An 18551-nucleotide genomic window follows, 5' to 3' on the forward strand; every position below is an offset into this window, starting at 1 on the left:
AAGACACCGCTCCTGGCGTGTCCGCCGCCATCGGGGCAGCCCTCTACGGCCTGGCCACCAGGGCCGCGAGACGCCTGCCCCGGGACATGAGCCTCACGTCCGCCGCCACCCTGGCCACCCTTGACCGGACCGGCCCGCGGCGCATCACCGATCTGGCCGCGGTCGAGGGCGTCACCCAGCCCGCGATGACCGCCCTGGTCCGGGTGATGGAGGAGTCCGGCCTGGTCGAGCGGCGGGGCGATGCGTCCGACAAGCGGGTCACGCTGGTGTGCCTGACCGAGGCCGGCGTCTCCTATGTCCGGACGCGGCGCCAGGCGGGCGTCCACGCGTTCGAGCGGTTGATCGGCGAGCTCACCGGCGACGAGGTCGAGGCGATGGTGGCGGCCCTTCCGGCACTGAAGCATCTGGCAGAGCTCGAAAGCCAGAACCGCGAAGGCCCGAAGCAGTGACCGGTCAGCCGGTCGGCCGGGTCGCGGCGAAGGCGTTCCCGGTGGCGCGTTCTGAGGCACGGCTGCTGGTCCCCGCCCTGATGTTCATCGCTCTGGTCGTGGCGGCGGTCGCCAGCCTCGGGGCGCCGCTCATCACCAGCGTGGCGACCTCGTTCCACGTCTCGCTCGGCAGCGCGCAGTGGACGCTGACCGTCGCGCTGCTCAGCGGCGCCGTCGCCACGCCGGTCCTGGGACGGCTCGGAGCCGGCCCGCACCGGCGGGCCACGATCCTCGCCACGCTGGCGGTCGTCGTCGCCGGCAGTGCGCTCACCGTACTGCCGCTGCCGTTCACGTGGCTGCTGGCCGGCAGGGCGGCCCAGGGCGTCGGGCTCGGGCTGACGGCGCTGATGATGGGCGTGGCCCGGGACCACCTCCCCGAGGAGCGCAGCGCCGCCGTGATCGCCCTGATCTCGGTGGTCTCGATCATCGGGGCCGGCGTCGGCTACCCGCTGGCCGCACTGCTCGCCGAGCTCGGCGGGGTACGGACCGCCTACGGCCTCGGCCTGGTCGTCACCGCCGCCGCTCTCGTGACCGCGTGGCGCTCTATGCCCGAAGCCCCCGAAGGCCGCTCCGCCCACGTGGATGTGGCAGGCGCGGTCGTCCTGGCCGCTGCGCTGCTTCTGGTGCTGTTCCTCGCCGGCGAACGGAATCTGTGGAGCCGGCACCTCGCCGTGGCGGCGGGCCTCGCCGTCGTCGCGGTGGTGCTGTTCTGCGTCTGGGCCGTCATCGAGCTGCGCAGCACGACGCCCCTGGTCGATGTGCGGGCGGTGCGGCACCCGGCGGTCGCCGGGGCGAACCTCGCCATGTTCGTCGGCGGGATCGGTATGTACCTCCTGCTCACGCTCATCACCCGGTACGCGCAGACGCCGCACGGTGCCGGCTACGGCTTCGGGCTGACGACCTTCGTCGCCGGGCTGGTCCTCATCCCGTTCTCGGTGCTGGGGTCCGTCGCCGGCAAGCTCACGCCGCGGGTCCGGAAGCAAATCGCCGACCCCCTGCTCCTGGCTGGCAGCGCCGTCGTGGTCGGCGGCGGGTTCGCCCTGTTCGCGGCGGCCCGGTCGGACCTGGCCGGACTGTTCGCGGCGATGGGCGTGCTCGGCTTCGGCGTCGGCGGCTTCTCGGCCGCGATGCCCGGCGTCATCCTGGCCGTCACCCCCAAGAGCGAGACGTCGAGCGCCATGAGCTTCAACTACGTCGTCCGCAGCGTCGGGTACTCCCTGGGCAGCGCCATCGGCGGCCTGACCCTCGCCGCGGGCACCGGCCCCGGCCACCTCTTCCCCGACGACAGCGCCTACACCACCGCGGCGCTGGTCGGCATCGGTGCCATGGCGATCACGACGCTGACAAGCCTCGCTCTCGCCCGCCGACGCTCGTCCGAGACCAACCCGTAAGTCAGATGCACTCATCCCAACACTGGAGGTTCCATGCCCAAGGGCTACTGGGTCAGCGTCTACCGCACCATTTCAGACCCTGAGAAGCTGGCTGCTTACAACAAGCTGGCCCGTCAGGCCGTCCAGCCCTGGGGCGGCCGGACCCTCGTCCGTGGCGGTCGGGTCGTGGCGCATGACGCCGGAATCGCCGAGCGCACCGTCCTGGTCGAGTTCGACAGCTTCGAGCAGGCCGTCGCGGCGCGCGAGAGCGCGGCCTACCAGGAGGCGCTGGTCGCCCTCTCCGACGGCGTCGAGCGCGACTTCCGCATCGTCGAAGGCATCGACTGACGAGGTCCAGCCGGATTTTCACGCAAGAGCAGCAGGATTCTGGGGTATACCGGCCCGCTCCCGTGAAGGGCGTCACCAGCTAGTTCCCTCACGGCTCAGGCAGCCTGGCCGAGACCGGTGGCGGTCAGGTCCCTGCCCGTTCGAAGGCTGCGACTGTGAAAGCGCTGCTGCGACCCAAGCCGGGCGCCGCAGCTGCACCGACTCCACCGAATGCACGAATTTCGCGGTTTCCCCTACCGGAGGCTCCCGATGAATGAAATCGATGCGCAGGTCCGAGAGTCGGCGGTGCGAACCGCGCTGGCTGAGGACTGCGCCGACGACGACGTCACCACACTCTGGGCGGTGCCCGCCGACGCTCGTGCTCACGCGCGCATCCTGGCCCGACAAGACGGCGTGGTCGCCGGCCTCCCGATTCTCGGCGAGGTCTACCGACAGCTCGGCCACGAGGTCGAGGTGAGTATGCAGGTAATGGACGGAGAACGTGTTCAGGCAGGACAGAGCCTGGCGGAACTGACCGGACCGTCGCGCGCCATCATCACTGGAGAGCGCACGGCATTGAACTTCCTGCAGCGCATGTCGGGCATCGCCACTCACGCCGCGGCGTTCGTGGACGCGGTGGCCGGACTGCCGGTGCGAATCCTGGACACCCGCAAGACGGCACCCGGGCTTCGCGCCCTGGACAAGTACGCGGTCGCGACCGCCGGGGCGAGCAATCACCGCCTCAACCTGGCCGCAATGGTGCTGCTCAAGGAGAACCACATCGCCGCGGCGGGCGGGGTCGGCGCCGCCGTCGCAGCCGTCCGCGCACACAACGCCGCCGGCATCACCGTCGAGGTCGAAGTCGAGTCGGTGACCCAGGCAGCCGAGGCGCTGCGCACCGGGGTCGAGTGGATCATGCTGGACAACATGTCCCTGCCGGACATTCGGCAGGTCGTCGCGATGCGCGCGGCACACGCCACCCGCATCGAAGCCTCCGGAAACGTCGGCCTGGACAGTGTCACAGCGATCGCGCTCACCGGAGTCGACGCCATCTCCGTCGGCGCCCTCACCCACAGCGCACCCGCCTTCGACCTCACCCTGCTCCTAAGCCAGTTCCGGGACTGGAGCCCTCGAAAAGGAGCCGACAAGTAGGTACGAGTCGCACCAGTACGACGTGATCGGCCATCAACGCTTCAGGCGACGGCCGACACCGATCCCGCGGCGAACGTCTCATGGCCGCCCCACCACGCGGCACTGCTCGGCGCGGTCGACAAACTGCACGAGACGGCGCGGCTCACACAGGCTGCCTGGGATGCCCAGCGCGTGCACTACGAGGACGGTCAGCTGCTCGAACTCCTCGTGCTGCCGGCTAATACCGCACCCTCAGCTGCCTGGCCAATGGGCTCCTCCTAGAAGAGGAACCCTGGGGCGCCCGCTTCCCGGGCCGGTGACCGCACTTCGCACATGCTCGGCCGTTGACCAGCGTTGCGGGGCAGTTCTGCGGACGGGCTGGACCCAGTGATCTCGAGGAAGGACATTCATGCGTGCCATGCGGTACGGGAGGTTCGGTGGCCCGGAGGTCTTGGAGGAGGCCGATGTGCCGGATCCGTCGGCGGGGCCGGGCGAGACTCTGGTCGAGGTGGAGGCCGCGGGTGTCAATTTCGGCGACATCAAGCAGATCGCGGGCGAGCACACCGACGGTCCGTACGCCCCTCAAGGCCCCCTGCCTCGTATTCCAGGGATGGAGGTCGTCGGCAGGACCGAATCCGGCCGACGAGTCCTCGGCTACGTTCCGCAGGGCGGTTACGCCGCCAAGACGGTTGTCGCCGACCGTCACCTGGTCGCGTTGCCACCGGGGGTGGGTGCGGGCGAGGCGCTGGCGGTTCTCGTGCAGGGGCTGACGGCGTGGCATCTGCTGCGGTCGGTCGCGCGCATCAGGCCCGGTGAGAGCGTGGTGGTCCACGCGGCCGCGGGCGGGACCGGCAGTCTCGCCGTCCAACTGGCCCGGGAGTTCGGGGCCGGACGGATCATCGCCACGGCGTCGTCCGACGAGAAGCGGGCCTTCGCCCTCGAACTCGGCGCGGACGCGGCGATCGACGGCGACGCAGCCGGCTATCGGGAGCGGGTCCTCGACGCCAACCACGGACATCCGGTCGACATCGTCCTGGACGCCATCGGCGGCCCCGTCCTCGACGCCGCCCTGGACACACTCGGACACCTCGGCCGACTGGTGACCTACGGCGCCTCGTCCCGGCAGACAGCCGCCGCGATCGAGCCGGGCCGACTGGCGGTGGACAACATCGCTGTCGCCGGCTTCTGGGTCATCCCGCTCATCGTCAGGAACGGAGCCGGCGGTGCGGAGCTGGCGGAGCTGCTCGACCTCACGGCGCGGCGCCGCCTGCGGCCCCTGGTCGGCGCGGAGTACGACCTGGCGCGGGCCCGCGACGCGCACGAGGACCTCCTCGGCCGCCGCACGAAGGGGAAGCTGGTCCTGCGCCCTTGACGACGAACGCCCGTCTCGCTACCCGACCGGCCCCACGGTCGGCCCGCACCGACCCCACCGTATGGTTCGAGAACAACCACCGCGGCCGTCAGCGGACTGGTGAAATTGCCGCTGAACAGCCAGGAGGAGGATCCATCGAGCCGCCGACGCGGACCGGGCGCTGCACCCTCGCCGCACCGTCGCAAGGCTGGCCAGGACCGGCTCGAAGGCTGGAAGGATGACCACAACGTCTCACACCGCCGGGTGCGCGCCCGCATCGAGCGCGCCTTCGCCCGGATGAAGAACTGGAAGATCCTTCGGGACTGCCGTCGCCGCGGCGACGGTGTCTTCTGGGCCGCCGGCGGCATCGCACGTATGCACAACCGGGGCCTCGACCAGTGAGAGCGCGCCTCTTTGATCGGCACAGGTTGGGGGGTCACTTTCCGTAAGCGCGCAGGAAGACGTCTATCGCAGTGTCAGCGACGGTGTCCGGGGCGGCGTCGGGGCGGTACTCCATCGGGCCGGTGAGCAGAGAGAGGAAGTGCTCGGCGGCGAGCTCCGGGTCGCACGGGCGCAGGCGGCCAGCGAGAGCCAGGCGGGCCAGACGGTCAGCGAGGGCGGAACGTACCCGCAGGGCTGTGCGCTCGCGTACGCTCGCCGCCAGGTCGGGGAATTGAGCCGCCTGGGCAGAGGCCAACTGCCGCACGGCGCGAGCGTCTTCGCCATGACCGAGGCCCGCGCCGGGGGTTGCCGGTAGTGCGGCGCAGCCGGGCACCCTGGAGCCAGCACATCCGGCACACCCGATTCTGATTGAGGGTATCGGGCGGCTGCGGGCCCTGGGAGCCACTCTGTTGCACCCGGCCGGGACCGTCACATGCCGAGTGAGGACTCGACATCGCCGATGATCTCCCGGCAGCTCGGTCACGTCGTCCTCGATGGCGGGGAACTCCTCGGTGTCGAGCAGCCCTGCCTGGTCAACGTAATCGCGGATCCGGTCCACGATGGTGGCCAGTCATTACAGGGTGAGTCAGGCCGGGCAGGACCCAGCCGTCGGTGATCTGGGTGCTGACGGTCAGGGCGTGGCCGGTGCAAGCCACGTCCAGTCGACCGGCCAAGCTCGGGTGCAGGCGAGGTCGATGTCACCACGCTTCGGCTAGGCGTGCCTCAAGATCTGCACGGAAGTGGCGGAGCCTATTCGACGCCGGGTACGTACCCCACGCGTCGACGTGGCCCGTTTCGGGGTCGTACTGCACATGCGCCTGCCATGCCCCTCGCCCGGACCGGGATCGGACTGCGATCTCCGCGCCGAAGCACCAGGTGGAGATGACCTTGATGCCGCCGACGAACGCGGCACCCACGCGCACGATGGCGTCGAACTCGATCTCCTGCGGTGTCGGCGCCGACTCCATGAGCGACTCGTTTAGGTCGCTGCTAGTCGGACGTTGCCCAGTGCCGGCCCTTCTCAGCAGAGCTACCGCGCCGGCGGCGAGGACGGTAACGGCGGCGGCCTTGGCCTTGTTCATCACGCCCCCCACGGCACGACGCAGCGGCTCGGGTCGGCGGCAGTGCTCTGCAGGGCCTGGGCGTAGAGCGTGGTGGTGGCGCTGTCGGTGGTCACCTCGGGGATTCTTCCGCACCCGCCCGGCAGCATGATTAGCACTGTCACGCTCCACCCCTGGATTCTCGGGTCCTGGAGGGGGGGCTCAGCAGCATCTGGACTCCGCGAAACGGACTAACGGGCGCGACTCGGGGGCAGCGTGACGGTTCCCGGGGAGAGCACGAGGAGACGGTAGGTCTCCGATCCCCTTACTGGCGTTGACCCGCCAGAGGACTTCGGCAGCGCAAGGCCCGGACCAGAGACGTCCGGGCCTTCGTCGTTGCGCGGATCTTTTCTCCCGGTCGCTGCTGTCCGGGTCCTGACTTCGGGCCCTACGGGGTGAAGGAGCCGTGCCCGCCAGGACGAGACGCAAGCACCTGAGTCCTGTCACTGTCCCGCCCACTATGGCGAACTCACGCCGGAGGCAGTACCGATGACCACCCGCCAGACACTCGGGGCAACACCCGCACCGATCGCCGCTACGCTGAACACACCACCCTGGAGCAGGGCCGGGACCCCACAGGGACGCTCTCAAGCAGAGAGCCGCAGGAGCGCCGGCCGCGAGGCGCTCACCGCCCCCCACGCGGACGACACCACCACAGGTGGCCGCTGTCCTCGGTCCCTCTGCTCAAGGGAGCAGCATCATGACCCGGGACAACGTTCCCGCGCCCGTCCAGCCGCCCGACTCAATGCCCGCTCCGCAGCAGCCCGCTGCCGGTGCCGGCCTGGCCGCCGCCATAGCCCAGGGCGCCGCCCAGTGTCGGTGTGAGGTCTCAGGAGATGCTTGACCGTTTGTGCTCTGGACAGGCCGGCGGCCGGTAGGGAGGCGGTGAGGAGGGCGCCGCCGCGGAGGAGATCCCTGCGCTTCATCGCGTGGGGGGCGTGGGTTTCAGGCATGGACTGGGCCTCGCCTTCTGATCGCAAGACGTTCAGGACGTTCATATGACGCGATGGCCGCACGGATGATGAGATGATGGGGATGAGAGTCAGGTAGGTCAAGGGCCGGAACCGTCACGAGCCGAGGATGAGATGGGCATGCCGAAGTCCCAGCGCACCACCGACACCAACAACTCCGCACCGGTCCCCGAGCAGGGCGGAACATCGGGCAAGGTCCAGTCGCTGGAGCGGGCCATCACGCTGCTGCAGGCGACGGCCGACAGTTCGCCGGACGGCGACACGGCCTCGAATCTGGCCGCGCAGTGCGGGCTCAACCGCGCCACGGCCTGGCGACTGCTGTCCACGCTGGAGCAGTTCGGCCTGGTGGAGCGCAGCCCGGTCACCAACCGCTACACGATCGGTTTCGCGGTCGCGCGGATGGCGTCGGCCGCCGGTTTCGACGGCCTGATCCGCCGGGCGCACGGCACGCTGCGCCGGGTCAGCGAGCAGACGGGGGAGACCGCCAACCTCGCGGTGGTGCAACAGCTGGGGCTGACGTACATCGCCGAGGTGACCCCGCCCGTCGTGCTGAGCGCCAAGTGGCTCGGCCGGCAGGTGCCGCTGCACGCCACGTCCACGGGGAAGGCGCTGCTGGCCTGGATTCCGGAGGAGGAGGCCCAGTCACTGCTCTCCGGGCCGCTGGACGCGTACACGGACACCACGATCACGGACCGGGCCCGGCTGCGGACCGAGCTGGAACAGTCGCGGGAGCGCGGATACAGCGTCTGCGTGGGCGAGATGGAGCGGAACCTCTACGGGGTCTCCGCACCGGTGCTCGGCAGCCGGGGCCGGCCGTTCGCGGTGGTCAGCATCTGGGGGCCGCAGGACCGGGTGCCCGAGTCGCGGTTCGCGGCGCTGGGCCCGCTCGCCCGGGCCGCGGCGGACGAGATCGCGAAGGCGGCACAGGCGCGCTGAGAGCCTCCCGCGTTCACTTCGTGCGATGTACGCCCGCATCATGAAACCGGGGTATTGAGTTTTCCGTCTCCTCGCGGCTAGGGTCGACGCATCCCTTCCGTCGCCCCTGCCTCCGTTCAGAGAGGAACCCGCGCGACCATGAACCAGGACGTGATCATCACCTGCGCCCTCACCGGCGCCGGCGACACTGTGGGCAAGAGCCCGCACGTACCCGTCACCCCCGAGCAGATCGCCGCCTCCGCGGTGCAGGCCGCCGAAGCCGGCGCCGCCGAGGTCCACATCCACGTACGCGATCCCGAGACCGGAGCCCCCTCCCGCGATCCGCGGCTGTACCGCGAGGTCGTCGAGCGGATCAAGGAGACCGGGACCGACGTCGTCATCAACCTCACCGCGGGGATGGGCGGCGACCTCGTCATCGACCCGGAGGAGCCACTCAAGCAGCTGCCGGGCACCGATCTCGTCGGCGGCCTGCAGCGATTGCCGCACGTCGAGGACCTGCTGCCCGACATCTGCACCCTGGACTGCGGTTCGCTCAACTTCGGGGACGGGTCGAACCTCTACGTCTCCACGCCCGACATGCTGCGCACCGGCGCCCGGCGCATCCAGGAGCTGGGTGTACGGCCCGAGCTGGAGATCTTCGACACCGGGCAACTGTGGTTCGCCAAGCAGCTGCTCGCCGAGGGGCTCCTCGACGATCCGACCGTGTTCCAGCTGTGCATGGGCATCCCGTGGGGTGCGCCCGCGGACCCCGGAGTGCTGCAGTCGATGGTGAGCATGCTGCCCCAGGGCGCCCAGTGGGCCAGTTTCGCGCTGGGCCGTATGCAGATGCCCTGGGTGGCGCAGTCGGTGCTGCTCGGCGGACATGTGCGGGTGGGCCTTGAGGACAACCTCTATCTGGGCAAGGGAGTCAAGGCGACCAACGCCCAGTTGGTGGAGCGCGCCGTGACGATCGTCGAGGCGCTCGGGGCGCGAGTCGCGACTCCCGACGAGGCGCGTCTCAAGCTCGGCCTCAAGCCGCGTGGCTGAGCGGCGGCACACCCCGGTTCACCCCTCCCCCCTTTCAAGGAGCCCTGGATGACGGAGACTTGTGCGCCCGAGCAGGTACGCCGTGTGGCCTGCGTGGGCGCCGGTGTGATCGGCGGCGGCTGGGTCGCCCACTTCCTGGCCCGCGGCTACGACGTCACCGCCTGGGACCCGGCCCCCGATGCCGAGGCCCGGCTACGACGACTCGTGGAGGCCGCCTGGCCCGCCCTCGAACAACTCGGCCTGGCCCCCGGCGCCTCGATCGGCCGGCTGACCGTCACGGCGACGCTCGAAGAGGCCGTCTCCGAGGCGCAGTTCGTGCAGGAGAGCGCCCCGGAGAAGCTCGACCTCAAACGCGAACTGCTGACGAAGCTGGACGCCGCGACGCCCGCGGGGGTGGTCATCGCATCGTCCACCTCCGGCTACCCGATGACCGACATGCAGACCGAGGCGGTCACCCCAGGCCGCCTGGTCGTCGGACACCCGTTCAACCCGCCGTATCTCATCCCGCTCGTCGAGGTCGTCGGCGGGGAGCGGACAGACCTGGAGGCGGTGCGCTGGGCGTCCCGCTTCTATGAGACGGCGGGCAAGTCCGTCATCACCATGGACCGCGAGGTGCCGGGCTTCATCGCCAACCGCCTCCAGGAGGCCCTGTGGCGCGAGGCCCTGCACATGGTCGCGAGCGGTGAGGCGACGGTCCGCGACATCGACCTGTCCATCACCGAGGGCCCGGGCCTGCGCTGGGCGATCATGGGGCCGATGCTCACGTTCGCCCTCGCGGGCGGCGAAGGCGGAATGGCCCATATGCTCGACCACTTCGGACCGTCCCTGAAATCCCCCTGGACCCGCCTCGAAGCCCCGGAACTGGACAAGGCGCTCTACGACGCCGTGGTCGCCGGGTGCGACGACGCCGCGGACGGCCGTACGATCGCCGACCTGGTCTTGGAACGCGACCGGGGTGTCATCGCGGTCCTGCGCGCCACCGGACGTCTGCCCGGGAGCGAAACCGGTCCCGAGGCCGGTGCCGAGTGAGCCCGCCACAGCCGCCACACCCGCCACGCCTGCCGCTGTTCCGCGAGACCGTGCGCCCCGAGTGGATCGACTACAACGGGCATATGAGCGAGGCGTTCTACGTCCTGGTCTTCGGCTTCGCGACCGACGCGCTCATGGAGCGGACGGGCATGGACTCCGCGTACCTCAAGAGCACCGGCTGCTCGATGTACACGGTCGAGTCCCACATCCGCTATCTACGGGATGTGCCGGAGGGCGCCTCATTGGCGGTACGTACGCGCGTGCTGGGCGCGACGGGGAAGAAGGCGCGCTTCACGCACGAGATGTACGTCGTCCCCGACCCGCAGGCCGAGCCGGAGGCGGATGCCGACCCGGTCGCCACCACGGAACTGCTCGCCCTCCATGTCGACCAGGAAGCCGGCCGTGCGACCGTGTTCCCGGACCCGGTCCGCGACCGCCTCACGAAACTGACAGAGCAGCCGCCCGGGTGGGCGGGGCGCTCGATCACAGCGCCCTGACATAGCAGCGAAGCCGGTCCAGGGGGTCACAGCAAGAGACATGACGCGTCCTTTCACAGGTCAGCAGGGATCACGGCTCGCATGAAGGGGCGCCACACTTTGAGCAAACGTGCCCAGGGGTGGCTGTACGGGTTGGTGGAGGACGTCCTGGCCTGCTGCCAGCACTGCGGCGATGATGAGGGTCATGTGCTCACGGAGGGCACTCATTGGGCCGACACGGCGAGAACTAAGCCTCGGGAACGGCTCCTTTGATCCGGGTCGGAGTTCCGTCCGGGGCGAACGAGTCGTGGAAGGTGAAGGCGTGCGGCGCGGAGCCGTGGTCGTGGAGGTGCTCCAGCTGGGAAACCCCGTCCCGCCAGGTGGGTGTCACGCCGTCGGAGACCCACCAGAACACGTAATTTGGGTGCCCTGTCCTCTCGAACCAGCCGTAACGCCTGTTCAGGGCCTCACGGTGCAGACCGGTGTAGACGGCTTCGAAGACGGGGCGCAGGTCGGTCCAGAGTGAGAGGGTCGCGGCCAGGGCGGTGGTTTCCACTGTCTGGCCCTTGCCGTACCAAGTCGGTACGGCGAACTCTCCCCATGCACCCCAGTCCGCCTCGAAAAGCGCGCCCCGGTCACCGTCTGCCGCTTCAGCATGCGCGAGGTATCCGGGGTGCTGACTGATCTTCCGGTAGACGCCCTCACCAACGTCGTAGAACTCGCGCGTGAGAGGTCCGGGATCAGCGAGAGGTGACTTCAGGACGCCGAACGTGTACAGAGCAAGATGGGGCATGCGTCTCTCCCTGGTTGGGGCTGCCTGGCGTGGGCCCGGTTCGGTGGCTTACGCATGGGGGCGAAGGTTCGTGGGGCGTGACCGACTCATCCGGTCGCGGTCGGTCCAGCCTGATGGAGTCCCTGTGCGCCCCTGGGCGACCACCGAAGACCGGATGAAGGTAACTGCCTCGGCGAGCCATGTCGAAGTTGCAATTTCCCTGTCCAAGTGGCCTCCAAGTGGCCTCTTGCACAGGTCCTCGGGGGGCTGGGGCGGTGGCGCTGCCTGCCGCCGTGTAAGTGGGAGGTCTCATGAGCCGGCCGTGGAGTGGTTGGGCGGGGGCGGGCCGTCGGTTTGGACATGGGTGAGGGACCACAGCACTGCAGCCGGACAGGGCGGGCGCCGGGTAGGAGCCGGAACTAGCGCCGGGCCTGGTGCCGGGGAGTCAGAAGGTCCCGGGTGCCCCAAGCGACCGTGACCGGGATGCCGGGAGTGAAACCGGCGAGCTGGTAGGTGAGCGGTGGGCGGCGGGGGCACGCCCGACCGCAGGATCTCGGGGCGCGGGCCGATCGGGTTGCGCGGTGCGGAGCTCGCTTGTGCGGTTGCGGGTGAGCGATCAGTGCCCTAGCGGCAGATTTCGCCGCCGCCCCGCATCTCGGTTACACGGACTCCTGAGGCACGGAGCCCACGCCTGTCCGACTTACGACGCCGGCACCAGGCGTTGGCTGAAACATCAACTCATCACACCTGAAACACAGTTGTCGCACATCCTTCTGATTGGCAAACTCACCTCGCCGACGGGAAGACGCGGACAAGCGTGCGGGCACGCACGCGGAAGCATCACGTCGGCGGACGGGACTTACGGCATCTCACCAGGGGGGAACATCCATGAATTGCAGTCTGCCCAGACGCGTCCTGGCCCGCGCCAGCGCCACCCTCGCGCTGGCGCTGGCCATGGCTACCGGCACCACCGGCCTGCTTTCCGGCACCGAAGCGCACGCCCTGCCGGTCACCGAGGGCTCCTTCAGCTTCAGCGGCGACGAGGACGACTACATCAGCGGCGGCCAGTCCTACGCCTACGCGACGGCGTCGCAGGACCGCATGAACGTTTCCGGCAACACCGACAACAGGGTGGTCACCGTCTCCGTCGACGGAGCGAACGGCGACTGGTGGACCCTGGATCTCGCGGCGCCGTCCGGCAAGGCCCTGACGCCCGGGACCTACACGGGTGCCACCCGCTACCCGTTCAACGACGGGACCGAGCCCGGCCTGTCCCTCAGCGGCAACGGCCGCGGCTGCAACCAGCTCACCGGCACCTTCACCGTCTCCGCAGTGGAGTTCGGCCCCCAGGGGTACGTGAAGAAGCTCGACGCCAGCTTCGTGCAGCACTGTGAGGGAGGCACCCCGGCCGCGCGCGGCGAGGTCCACATCGAGAACCCGGCCCCGCCGGCCGAACTCGGCCTGGGCCTCGACATCGCCCTGGACGGCACCGCGAGCTCCCTCAACGGCAAGGCCACCTTCCACGGCACGGTGAGCTGCAACAAGCCGGTGCAGGTGACTGTGGCGGGCGACGTCACGCAGGTGAAGAAGCGGGACCTCATCCGCGGTTCCTTCTCCACGTCGGTGTCCTGCGCCCCGGGCGCCCCGGTCGCCTGGAAGGGTACGGCCGTGCCCACCGGCTCGGTCCCCTTCCAGAAGGGGGACGTCGAGGTCGAGGGCCGCGCGACGGCGACGGACCCGGACTACGACCAGCCGGTAACGGTCAGCGAGACGGTGGCGGTCCGCCTCACCCGGGTCTGACGCCCACGTCCTGACGCACGGCCGCACCGCCCGGCCCGGGCCCTGGTCCTCTTGGGGAGCGGGGCCCGGGCGAACCAGACGGTGCCCGGCGGGTAGGCGTGCTGAGGTCAGAGGAGCCGTGCTTCACGCATGCAGCGGGTCAGGGCCCGTCGCATTGAGGTGCGTCCTGCGCCGAGGTATTCCATGCCTCCGAGCTCACCAGGGTGGGCCGCCCCGACGGCACCCACGCGTCCATGCGCGCCAGGGCTCCACCGCTGTTACGGATCCAGGCCTTGCTCATCGGGTCCATGAACTCCAGCCGGAGCTGGGCCAGGTCCCCTTCCGTCAGACTCACCCGCGGCTGCTCCACGGCCATGGAGTCGAGCAGTGCCTTGTTCGGGATGGCGATCTGCTTGCAGGGTTGGAGGAGGTCCAGGTCCCATCTCACCTTGTTCGCCGGGAGCGTGAGCCGCATCGCCATGACGCGGGAGCTTCCGTTCACCACGATCACCTGCGAGCCCATCCGGTAGAAGTCGACGAGGTTCGCGTACGCCTTCTCCCGGTCCTCCTTCGACCGGCGCTCCTCCGCTGCCGCGCGCTGATCCTCCCTGCCGGCGTACAACTCGGCCCGAATGCCGAGGATCAGCCCGGCCAGTGCCGCCACGACCGTGACGGCGCCGACCGTGAACCGTCCGAGATCCAGCACGGTGACGCGGTACGGGCCGGTGCCGGACTCCTCGGAGGCGTCCGCGCCCACGGGTGTTTCGGACTCCCGTTGCGGCGAGGTCTGTGCTGCGCCGAGTCCCGTTTCGGGCGGAGACACGTTCTCCGGTGTGCTGCTGCCGTCGTCGGTCCCGGACGCCTGCGCGGGAGCAGGAGGCGGACCGGCGCAGGCCCTCGCTCCTTCCTCGGACTCCGACGGACCCGCTGCATCTTGGTATGGCACCATGCGGCAAGAATGCCCGGACTCCCGTGCTTTGGGGGGCAGTTGCGAAATATGGTCCGGGCCTGGCGTTGTTCCACCGCCTGAGACAGTTCGAGGCGTCGGTCGGCCTTCATCGGCCCCTCGACCGTCCACTCCGGCCTCGTCATGAGGCCGCCCCGCTGCCGCATCGGCTCGGCCTCCAGAGCGCGGTCACCGACCATGAACGGCGGCCTTCCCCCAGGTCCGGGGTGGTGCTGGCCACACCCCCACTCAGGGGGTGAACGTCATTCTGCCGAAGGGGAGTTGGCTGGACACTGAGATCCATGACCAATCCTGTGGTGCTTCCGGTGGATCAGCCGATGCGAGGGGAACGAAAGGAGCGACGCGGGGGGAGCGACTTCTCCGAGTTGTCGCGGCGTATAACCGAGGCCGGGCTTCTACGGCGTCGCCCGCTGTATTATTCGGTGCGTTTTGGGCTGGTCGCTTTCGCTCTCGCGGGGTGCGTCGGCGCGTTTGTCGCCCTGGGGGACAGCTGGGGTCAGCTGTTCGTCGCCGTAGCCCTGGCTGTGGTCTTCGGCCAGCTCGGGCTGGCTGCCCACGATCTGGCCCACCAACAGGTCTTCTCCCGTCGACGGCTCAGCGAGATGGGTGGGTTGCTGGTGGCCGACCTGCTGCTGGGCATGAGTTACGGGTGGTGGATGAACAAGCACACCCGGCACCATGCGAACCCCAATCACGAAGGCAAGGACCCGGACGTCGCGCCCGACATCCTCGTGTGGTCACGCCGGCAGGCGCGCAATGCCAGAGGGCTGCCGCGTTTTGTCGGGAAGCACCAGGCTGCGCTCTTCTTCCCGTTGCTGACCCTGGAAGGATTGAATCTCAGCTTCAACAGCTTCCGGTCTCTCAGGAATCCGTCGACGAAAAGGCCAGTCCTTGAGGGCACGCTGCTCCTGGCGCACTTTCTGGTGTATCTCGGCGGCTTGTTCGCGGTCCTCTCCCCCGCCAAAGCGCTCGTCTTCCTCGCTGTCCACCAGGGCCTGTTCGGGATCTACCTCGGTTCGGTGTTCGCGCCCAACCACAAGGGGATGCCGATGATCGAGGAGGGAACACGGCTGGACTTCCTGCGCCGCCAGGTCCTCACCTCGCGCAATGTCCGGGGAGGCGTACTGGTCGACATCTTCATGGGCGGGCTCAACTACCAGATCGAACACCACCTCTTCCCCAGCATGCCGACGCCGGCGCTGGCCAAGGCGCAGATCATCACCGAACGGTACTGTGCCGAGCTGGGCGTCCCTTACCACCAAGCCGGACTGATCGAGTCGCACCGGGCGGCGCTGCGCCACCTCAGGAGCGTCGGTGAGCCACTGCGCGCCGCGGAAGGCTGAGCCAGCCAGAACGACCGCGCACCGGGGACACCGACCGCGCACAACGGGCGGCGCCCGCCATCCCTCGTCAGGACAGCACGGCGGGCGCCGGTCACGTATGACTACTCGACGACCCTCAGCAGTTTGTTCGCGGTGCCCTGTGAGGGGTTGGAGATCTTGTCGGGGGTGGCGCCGTCGGTGAGAGCCTTGGCGACCTGTTCCGGCGTGGCGTCCTTGTGGCCCGCCAGGTAGACGGCAGCGGCGCCTACTACGTGCGGCGTGGCCATGGATGTGCCGGAGATGGTCTTGGTGCCTTCATCGCTGTCGTTCCATGCGGAGGTGACATCCGAGCCGGGGGCGTACACGTCCACGACCGAGCCGTAGTTGGAGAAGTCGGACTGCTTGTCGTCCTTGGTCGAGGAGGCGACTGTGATGGCTTCCTTGACATGGGCCGGGGAGCCTTGCCCGGCGTCCGAGGAGTCATTGCCGGCGGCGACGCCGAAAGTGACACCGGCGGCGACGGCTTTCTTGACGGCTTCGTCGAGGGCCGGGTCCGCGCCACCGCCCAAGCTCATGTTCGCGACGGACGGGCCCTGATGATTCTTGGTGACCCAGTCGATGCCTGCGATGACCTGCTCGGTGGTTCCGGACCCGTTGTCGTCGAGCACTCGGACGGCGACGATCTTCGCCTTCTTGGCGACACCGTGGGCTGCGCCGGCGATGGTGCCGGCGACATGGGTGCCGTGCCCGTTGCCGTCACTGGCGTCGTTGTCGTTGTCCACGGCGTCGAAGCCGGAGGCGGCCCGCCCCTGGAAGTCCTTGTGCGACACCCTCACGCCGGTGTCGATGACGTACGCGGTCACGCCTTCACCCGCGGCGTCGGGATAGGTGTACTTGCTGTCGCCGGCTGTGTCCGCCTGGTCCAGGCGGTCCAGGCCCCAGGAGGGCGGGTTGTCCTGAGTGGCGTTGATGCTGAACTTTTTGACCTGGACGACCTTGGAGACCGACGGGTCGGCCGCGAGGCGCTTGGCTTCGGCCGACGAGAGGTCGCTGACGGAGAAGCCGTTGATGGCCGCCGTGTACGTGCGCTGGAGCTTGCCGCCGTACTCCTCGGCAAGCGCGGGCTTGTTCACCTTCTCGTCCAGCGTGACGACGAAGCTGCCCGGCACGGCTCCCTTCGCGCCGAGGCCGTATACGGTGCCCGTGGCCGAAGCGGATTCGGGAACCACCTGGGCGTGTGCCGTCCCGAGGGTCGTCAGGGTTATGACGACAGCCGTGGCGGTGAGGAGCTGCATTCTGCGTGTGAATGCGCGAGCTGGCATGTGAGGGTTCTCCTCGTCAGGTTCGTGGGGGGTGTGGGAGTTCGGACCGAACCTGTGTCGGTCCGCCTCGAACCTGACGCATTGACGTGCCCAGATCAATACCCAACTGCCGATCAGCGCAGTACCAGCAGGCCAGCAGTGCGCTAATCGGCCACCCTCCCCGACTCGTTCCTTCGTCACACGCTTGACGCTCATGCGGATTTCGTGTTGAGGGTGTGTGACCATGCACCCAGGGCAGATATGGTGTCGAGGAATCTGGGTAGACAACGTCGGTTTTGCAGCAAGCGATTGCGGGCCGCTCCCCAAACCGAACCTGGAATGTGCCGCAGACCGCGCCCCGCAGCGAGAACCAGGCCGATTCGCTACCCCGGTCCGACGCCGGGCCGGCTGCTCCTCGTCGCAGGCCCGCGGGGCTCACAGGTCCGCGGCCTCCACCACATCGCCCAGGTCGACGAACTTGAAGCCGGTCGCGGTACGTGTGCCGCCCTCACCGTCAGGGACCTCAGGGGTCTCGTGACCGTCCTGGACGACGAGCAGACCGTTCGGGAAGCGGCTGCCGAGCGGGGCGTTCAGGACGGCGGCGCCGTCGCACTCCTGCGACCCGTCGAGGGTCGCCGAGGCCGCGCCGACACGGAAGCCGCCCTCGTACTCGTTGTCCTCGCTCACCTCGCGGTCGTACAAGGCGAAGGTGTCGTCGCCCTGGCTGGAGGCGAAGAGGTAGCCGTCGCCGTCCGACTGCTGGAACAGCGTCAGGCCCTCGACGTCCGCGGACAGCCGTTCGCCTCCGTAGCCGGGGTCTGCGCCGACCGTGCACTCCTCAGTGGCCTCGTCGTAGACGCCGGGGACGCCGTACTCGCGGACCTTGTCCACGAGGACCGGCTTGGTGGTGAGGTCGGCGCGCATCCGCCAGATGCCGATGTCCTCCTGGCCGGCGTAGAGCGTGCCGGTGGCCGGGTCCACCACCATGCCCTCGACCTGCGGGAGCTCGCCGGGTTCGGCGCACGGGGACCATGAGGTGCCGTTCGGGAGGCGGAAGGACGCCGGCAGATCGAGGCTGCGGACCTTCCGGTACGCGACGGTGCCGCTCGCGGTCGGTTTCAGCTCCATCAGCGCGAGGCGGGTCCGCTCCCGCCGGCTGACCAGGGCGTAGGCACGCCCGGTGGACTTGTCCTGCCAGGTGGCGAGGCCGTACGCAGTGCGCTGGTCGTTGATCTCGGTCTGCTCGGTGGAGAAGACCGGGGCGGCGGCCGGGTCGGTGATGTCGGTCAGGGGGCCGCCGGGCTTCGACGGGTCGATGCGGTAGATCCGCAGTCGGTCGTTGCCGCGGTCGCTGACCACGGCGACATCGGCCCGGCCGGTGGGGGTGCGCAGACCGGTGACGAGGTCGACGTTGTTGTACCGGCCCGGGGCGTCGTCCTCGGCGGGCGGGCGGGGCGCGGGGAGCGACTGCACCAAGCGGGCGCCCAGGTCGTACACCTGAAGGCCGCCCTCCTTGGCGGTCGCGATGACGAGGCTGCGGCCGGGGTCGGCCGCGTTGCGCCAGATCGCCGGATCGTCGGCGTCGGAGTTGCCGCCCGCCTCGTCGTCGTAGAGGGCGGGGGTCTCGCTGACGGGTGTGACCGTCGGCAGACTCCCGTCCTCGGCGCCGGCCTGAGCGGAGGGGAGGAGGGCGAGCACGGTGGCGGCCAGGACGAGGGCGGCGGTTCTGCACGGAGTGCGGTGCGTTCTCACAAGCACTTCCTT

18 protein-coding genes are annotated in these 18551 nt (G+C 69.3%); 12 read left to right on the plus strand and 6 right to left on the minus strand.

The window, feature by feature from the left end:
* The first annotated feature begins 86 nt into the window (after positions 1–86).
* From SSQG_RS00485 to SSQG_RS40525, 6 genes are all read left to right on the plus strand, one after another.
* Positions 87–449, plus strand: a complete 363-nt coding sequence (locus tag SSQG_RS00485) for a MarR family transcriptional regulator (RefSeq protein WP_039934565.1) — start codon at positions 87–89, stop codon at positions 447–449.
* On the plus strand, positions 446–1879 hold the full coding sequence (locus SSQG_RS00490; RefSeq protein WP_003987674.1) for an MFS transporter: 1434 nt from the start codon (positions 446–448) through the stop codon (positions 1877–1879). Before SSQG_RS00485 ends, SSQG_RS00490 begins: the two co-directional genes overlap by 4 nt.
* Positions 1880–1912: 33 nt before the next feature.
* Positions 1913–2206: a DUF1330 domain-containing protein gene (locus SSQG_RS00495; protein WP_003987675.1), complete on the plus strand. Its 294-nt coding sequence runs from the start codon at positions 1913–1915 to the stop codon at positions 2204–2206.
* Positions 2207–2455: 249 nt separating this feature from the next.
* Positions 2456–3337, plus strand: a complete 882-nt coding sequence (gene nadC, locus SSQG_RS00500) for a carboxylating nicotinate-nucleotide diphosphorylase (RefSeq protein ID WP_063749146.1) — start codon at positions 2456–2458, stop codon at positions 3335–3337.
* A gap of 388 nt (positions 3338–3725) precedes the next feature.
* Complete coding sequence (locus SSQG_RS00505) at positions 3726–4688, plus strand: quinone oxidoreductase family protein (RefSeq protein WP_003987677.1); 963 nt, start codon at positions 3726–3728, stop codon at positions 4686–4688.
* A gap of 111 nt (positions 4689–4799) precedes the next feature.
* Positions 4800–5069 carry a transposase gene (locus SSQG_RS40525; RefSeq protein ID WP_338117302.1) on the plus strand — a complete coding sequence of 90 codons (270 nt, stop codon included), beginning with the start codon at positions 4800–4802 and terminating at the stop codon, positions 5067–5069.
* Between the two features lie 34 nt (positions 5070–5103).
* Here SSQG_RS40525 and SSQG_RS43605 read toward each other — a convergent pair whose 3' ends face one another.
* Both SSQG_RS43605 and SSQG_RS00520 read right to left on the minus strand, forming a co-directional pair.
* The gene (locus SSQG_RS43605) at positions 5104–5667 is read right to left on the minus strand and encodes a TetR/AcrR family transcriptional regulator C-terminal domain-containing protein (RefSeq protein WP_003987679.1); all 564 of its coding nucleotides are present in this window, start codon (positions 5665–5667) and stop codon (positions 5104–5106) included.
* A 139-nt stretch (positions 5668–5806) separates the two neighbouring features.
* A complete protein-coding gene (locus SSQG_RS00520; protein ID WP_003987680.1) occupies positions 5807–6190 on the minus strand; it encodes a hypothetical protein in 384 nt (127 codons plus the stop codon).
* A 1109-nt stretch (positions 6191–7299) separates the two neighbouring features.
* Here SSQG_RS00520 and SSQG_RS00525 point away from each other — a divergent pair.
* The 4 genes from SSQG_RS00525 (at position 7300) to SSQG_RS00540 (ending at position 10667) form a co-directional block, all read left to right on the plus strand.
* Entirely contained in the window at positions 7300–8115 is an 816-nt protein-coding gene (locus SSQG_RS00525) for an IclR family transcriptional regulator (protein WP_003987681.1), read from the plus strand.
* A 138-nt stretch (positions 8116–8253) separates the two neighbouring features.
* Positions 8254–9141, plus strand: coding sequence for a 3-keto-5-aminohexanoate cleavage protein (locus SSQG_RS00530; RefSeq protein ID WP_003987682.1), 888 nt, complete (start codon positions 8254–8256; stop codon positions 9139–9141).
* Positions 9142–9189: 48 nt separating this feature from the next.
* Positions 9190–10170, plus strand: a complete 981-nt coding sequence (locus SSQG_RS00535) for a 3-hydroxyacyl-CoA dehydrogenase NAD-binding domain-containing protein (RefSeq protein ID WP_003987683.1) — start codon at positions 9190–9192, stop codon at positions 10168–10170.
* Positions 10167–10667: a thioesterase family protein gene (locus SSQG_RS00540; protein ID WP_003987684.1), complete on the plus strand. Its 501-nt coding sequence runs from the start codon at positions 10167–10169 to the stop codon at positions 10665–10667. The genes SSQG_RS00535 and SSQG_RS00540 overlap by 4 nt, the downstream gene beginning before the upstream one ends.
* Before the next feature lie 226 nt (positions 10668–10893).
* Here the strand turns inward: SSQG_RS00540 and SSQG_RS00545 are convergent, their stop codons facing one another.
* Complete coding sequence (locus tag SSQG_RS00545; protein ID WP_003987685.1) at positions 10894–11439, minus strand: DUF3291 domain-containing protein; 546 nt, start codon at positions 11437–11439, stop codon at positions 10894–10896.
* A gap of 867 nt (positions 11440–12306) precedes the next feature.
* On the opposite strand from SSQG_RS00545, the gene SSQG_RS00550 reads away from it, so the two are divergent.
* A complete protein-coding gene (locus SSQG_RS00550; protein WP_003987686.1) occupies positions 12307–13218 on the plus strand; it encodes a hypothetical protein in 912 nt (303 codons plus the stop codon).
* Positions 13219–13357: 139 nt separating this feature from the next.
* Here the strand turns inward: SSQG_RS00550 and SSQG_RS00555 are convergent, their stop codons facing one another.
* Complete coding sequence (locus tag SSQG_RS00555; protein WP_039931698.1) at positions 13358–13954, minus strand: hypothetical protein; 597 nt, start codon at positions 13952–13954, stop codon at positions 13358–13360.
* Between the two features lie 491 nt (positions 13955–14445).
* Here SSQG_RS00555 and SSQG_RS00560 point away from each other — a divergent pair, with 491 nt between their 5' ends.
* Positions 14446–15507: a fatty acid desaturase family protein gene (locus tag SSQG_RS00560; RefSeq protein ID WP_003987688.1), complete on the plus strand. Its 1062-nt coding sequence runs from the start codon at positions 14446–14448 to the stop codon at positions 15505–15507.
* 101 nt (positions 15508–15608) lie between these two features.
* Here the strand turns inward: SSQG_RS00560 and SSQG_RS00565 are convergent, their stop codons facing one another.
* Positions 15609–16808, minus strand: a complete 1200-nt coding sequence (locus SSQG_RS00565) for a S8 family peptidase (RefSeq protein ID WP_003987689.1) — start codon at positions 16806–16808, stop codon at positions 15609–15611.
* 414 nt (positions 16809–17222) lie between these two features.
* Positions 17223–18539, minus strand: coding sequence for a phytase (locus SSQG_RS00570; protein WP_003987690.1), 1317 nt, complete (start codon positions 18537–18539; stop codon positions 17223–17225).
* Between the last annotated feature and the right edge of the window lie 12 nt (positions 18540–18551).

It is taken from the genome of Streptomyces viridochromogenes DSM 40736 (assembly GCF_000158955.1).
GTDB lineage: Bacteria > Actinomycetota > Actinomycetes > Streptomycetales > Streptomycetaceae > Streptomyces > Streptomyces venetus.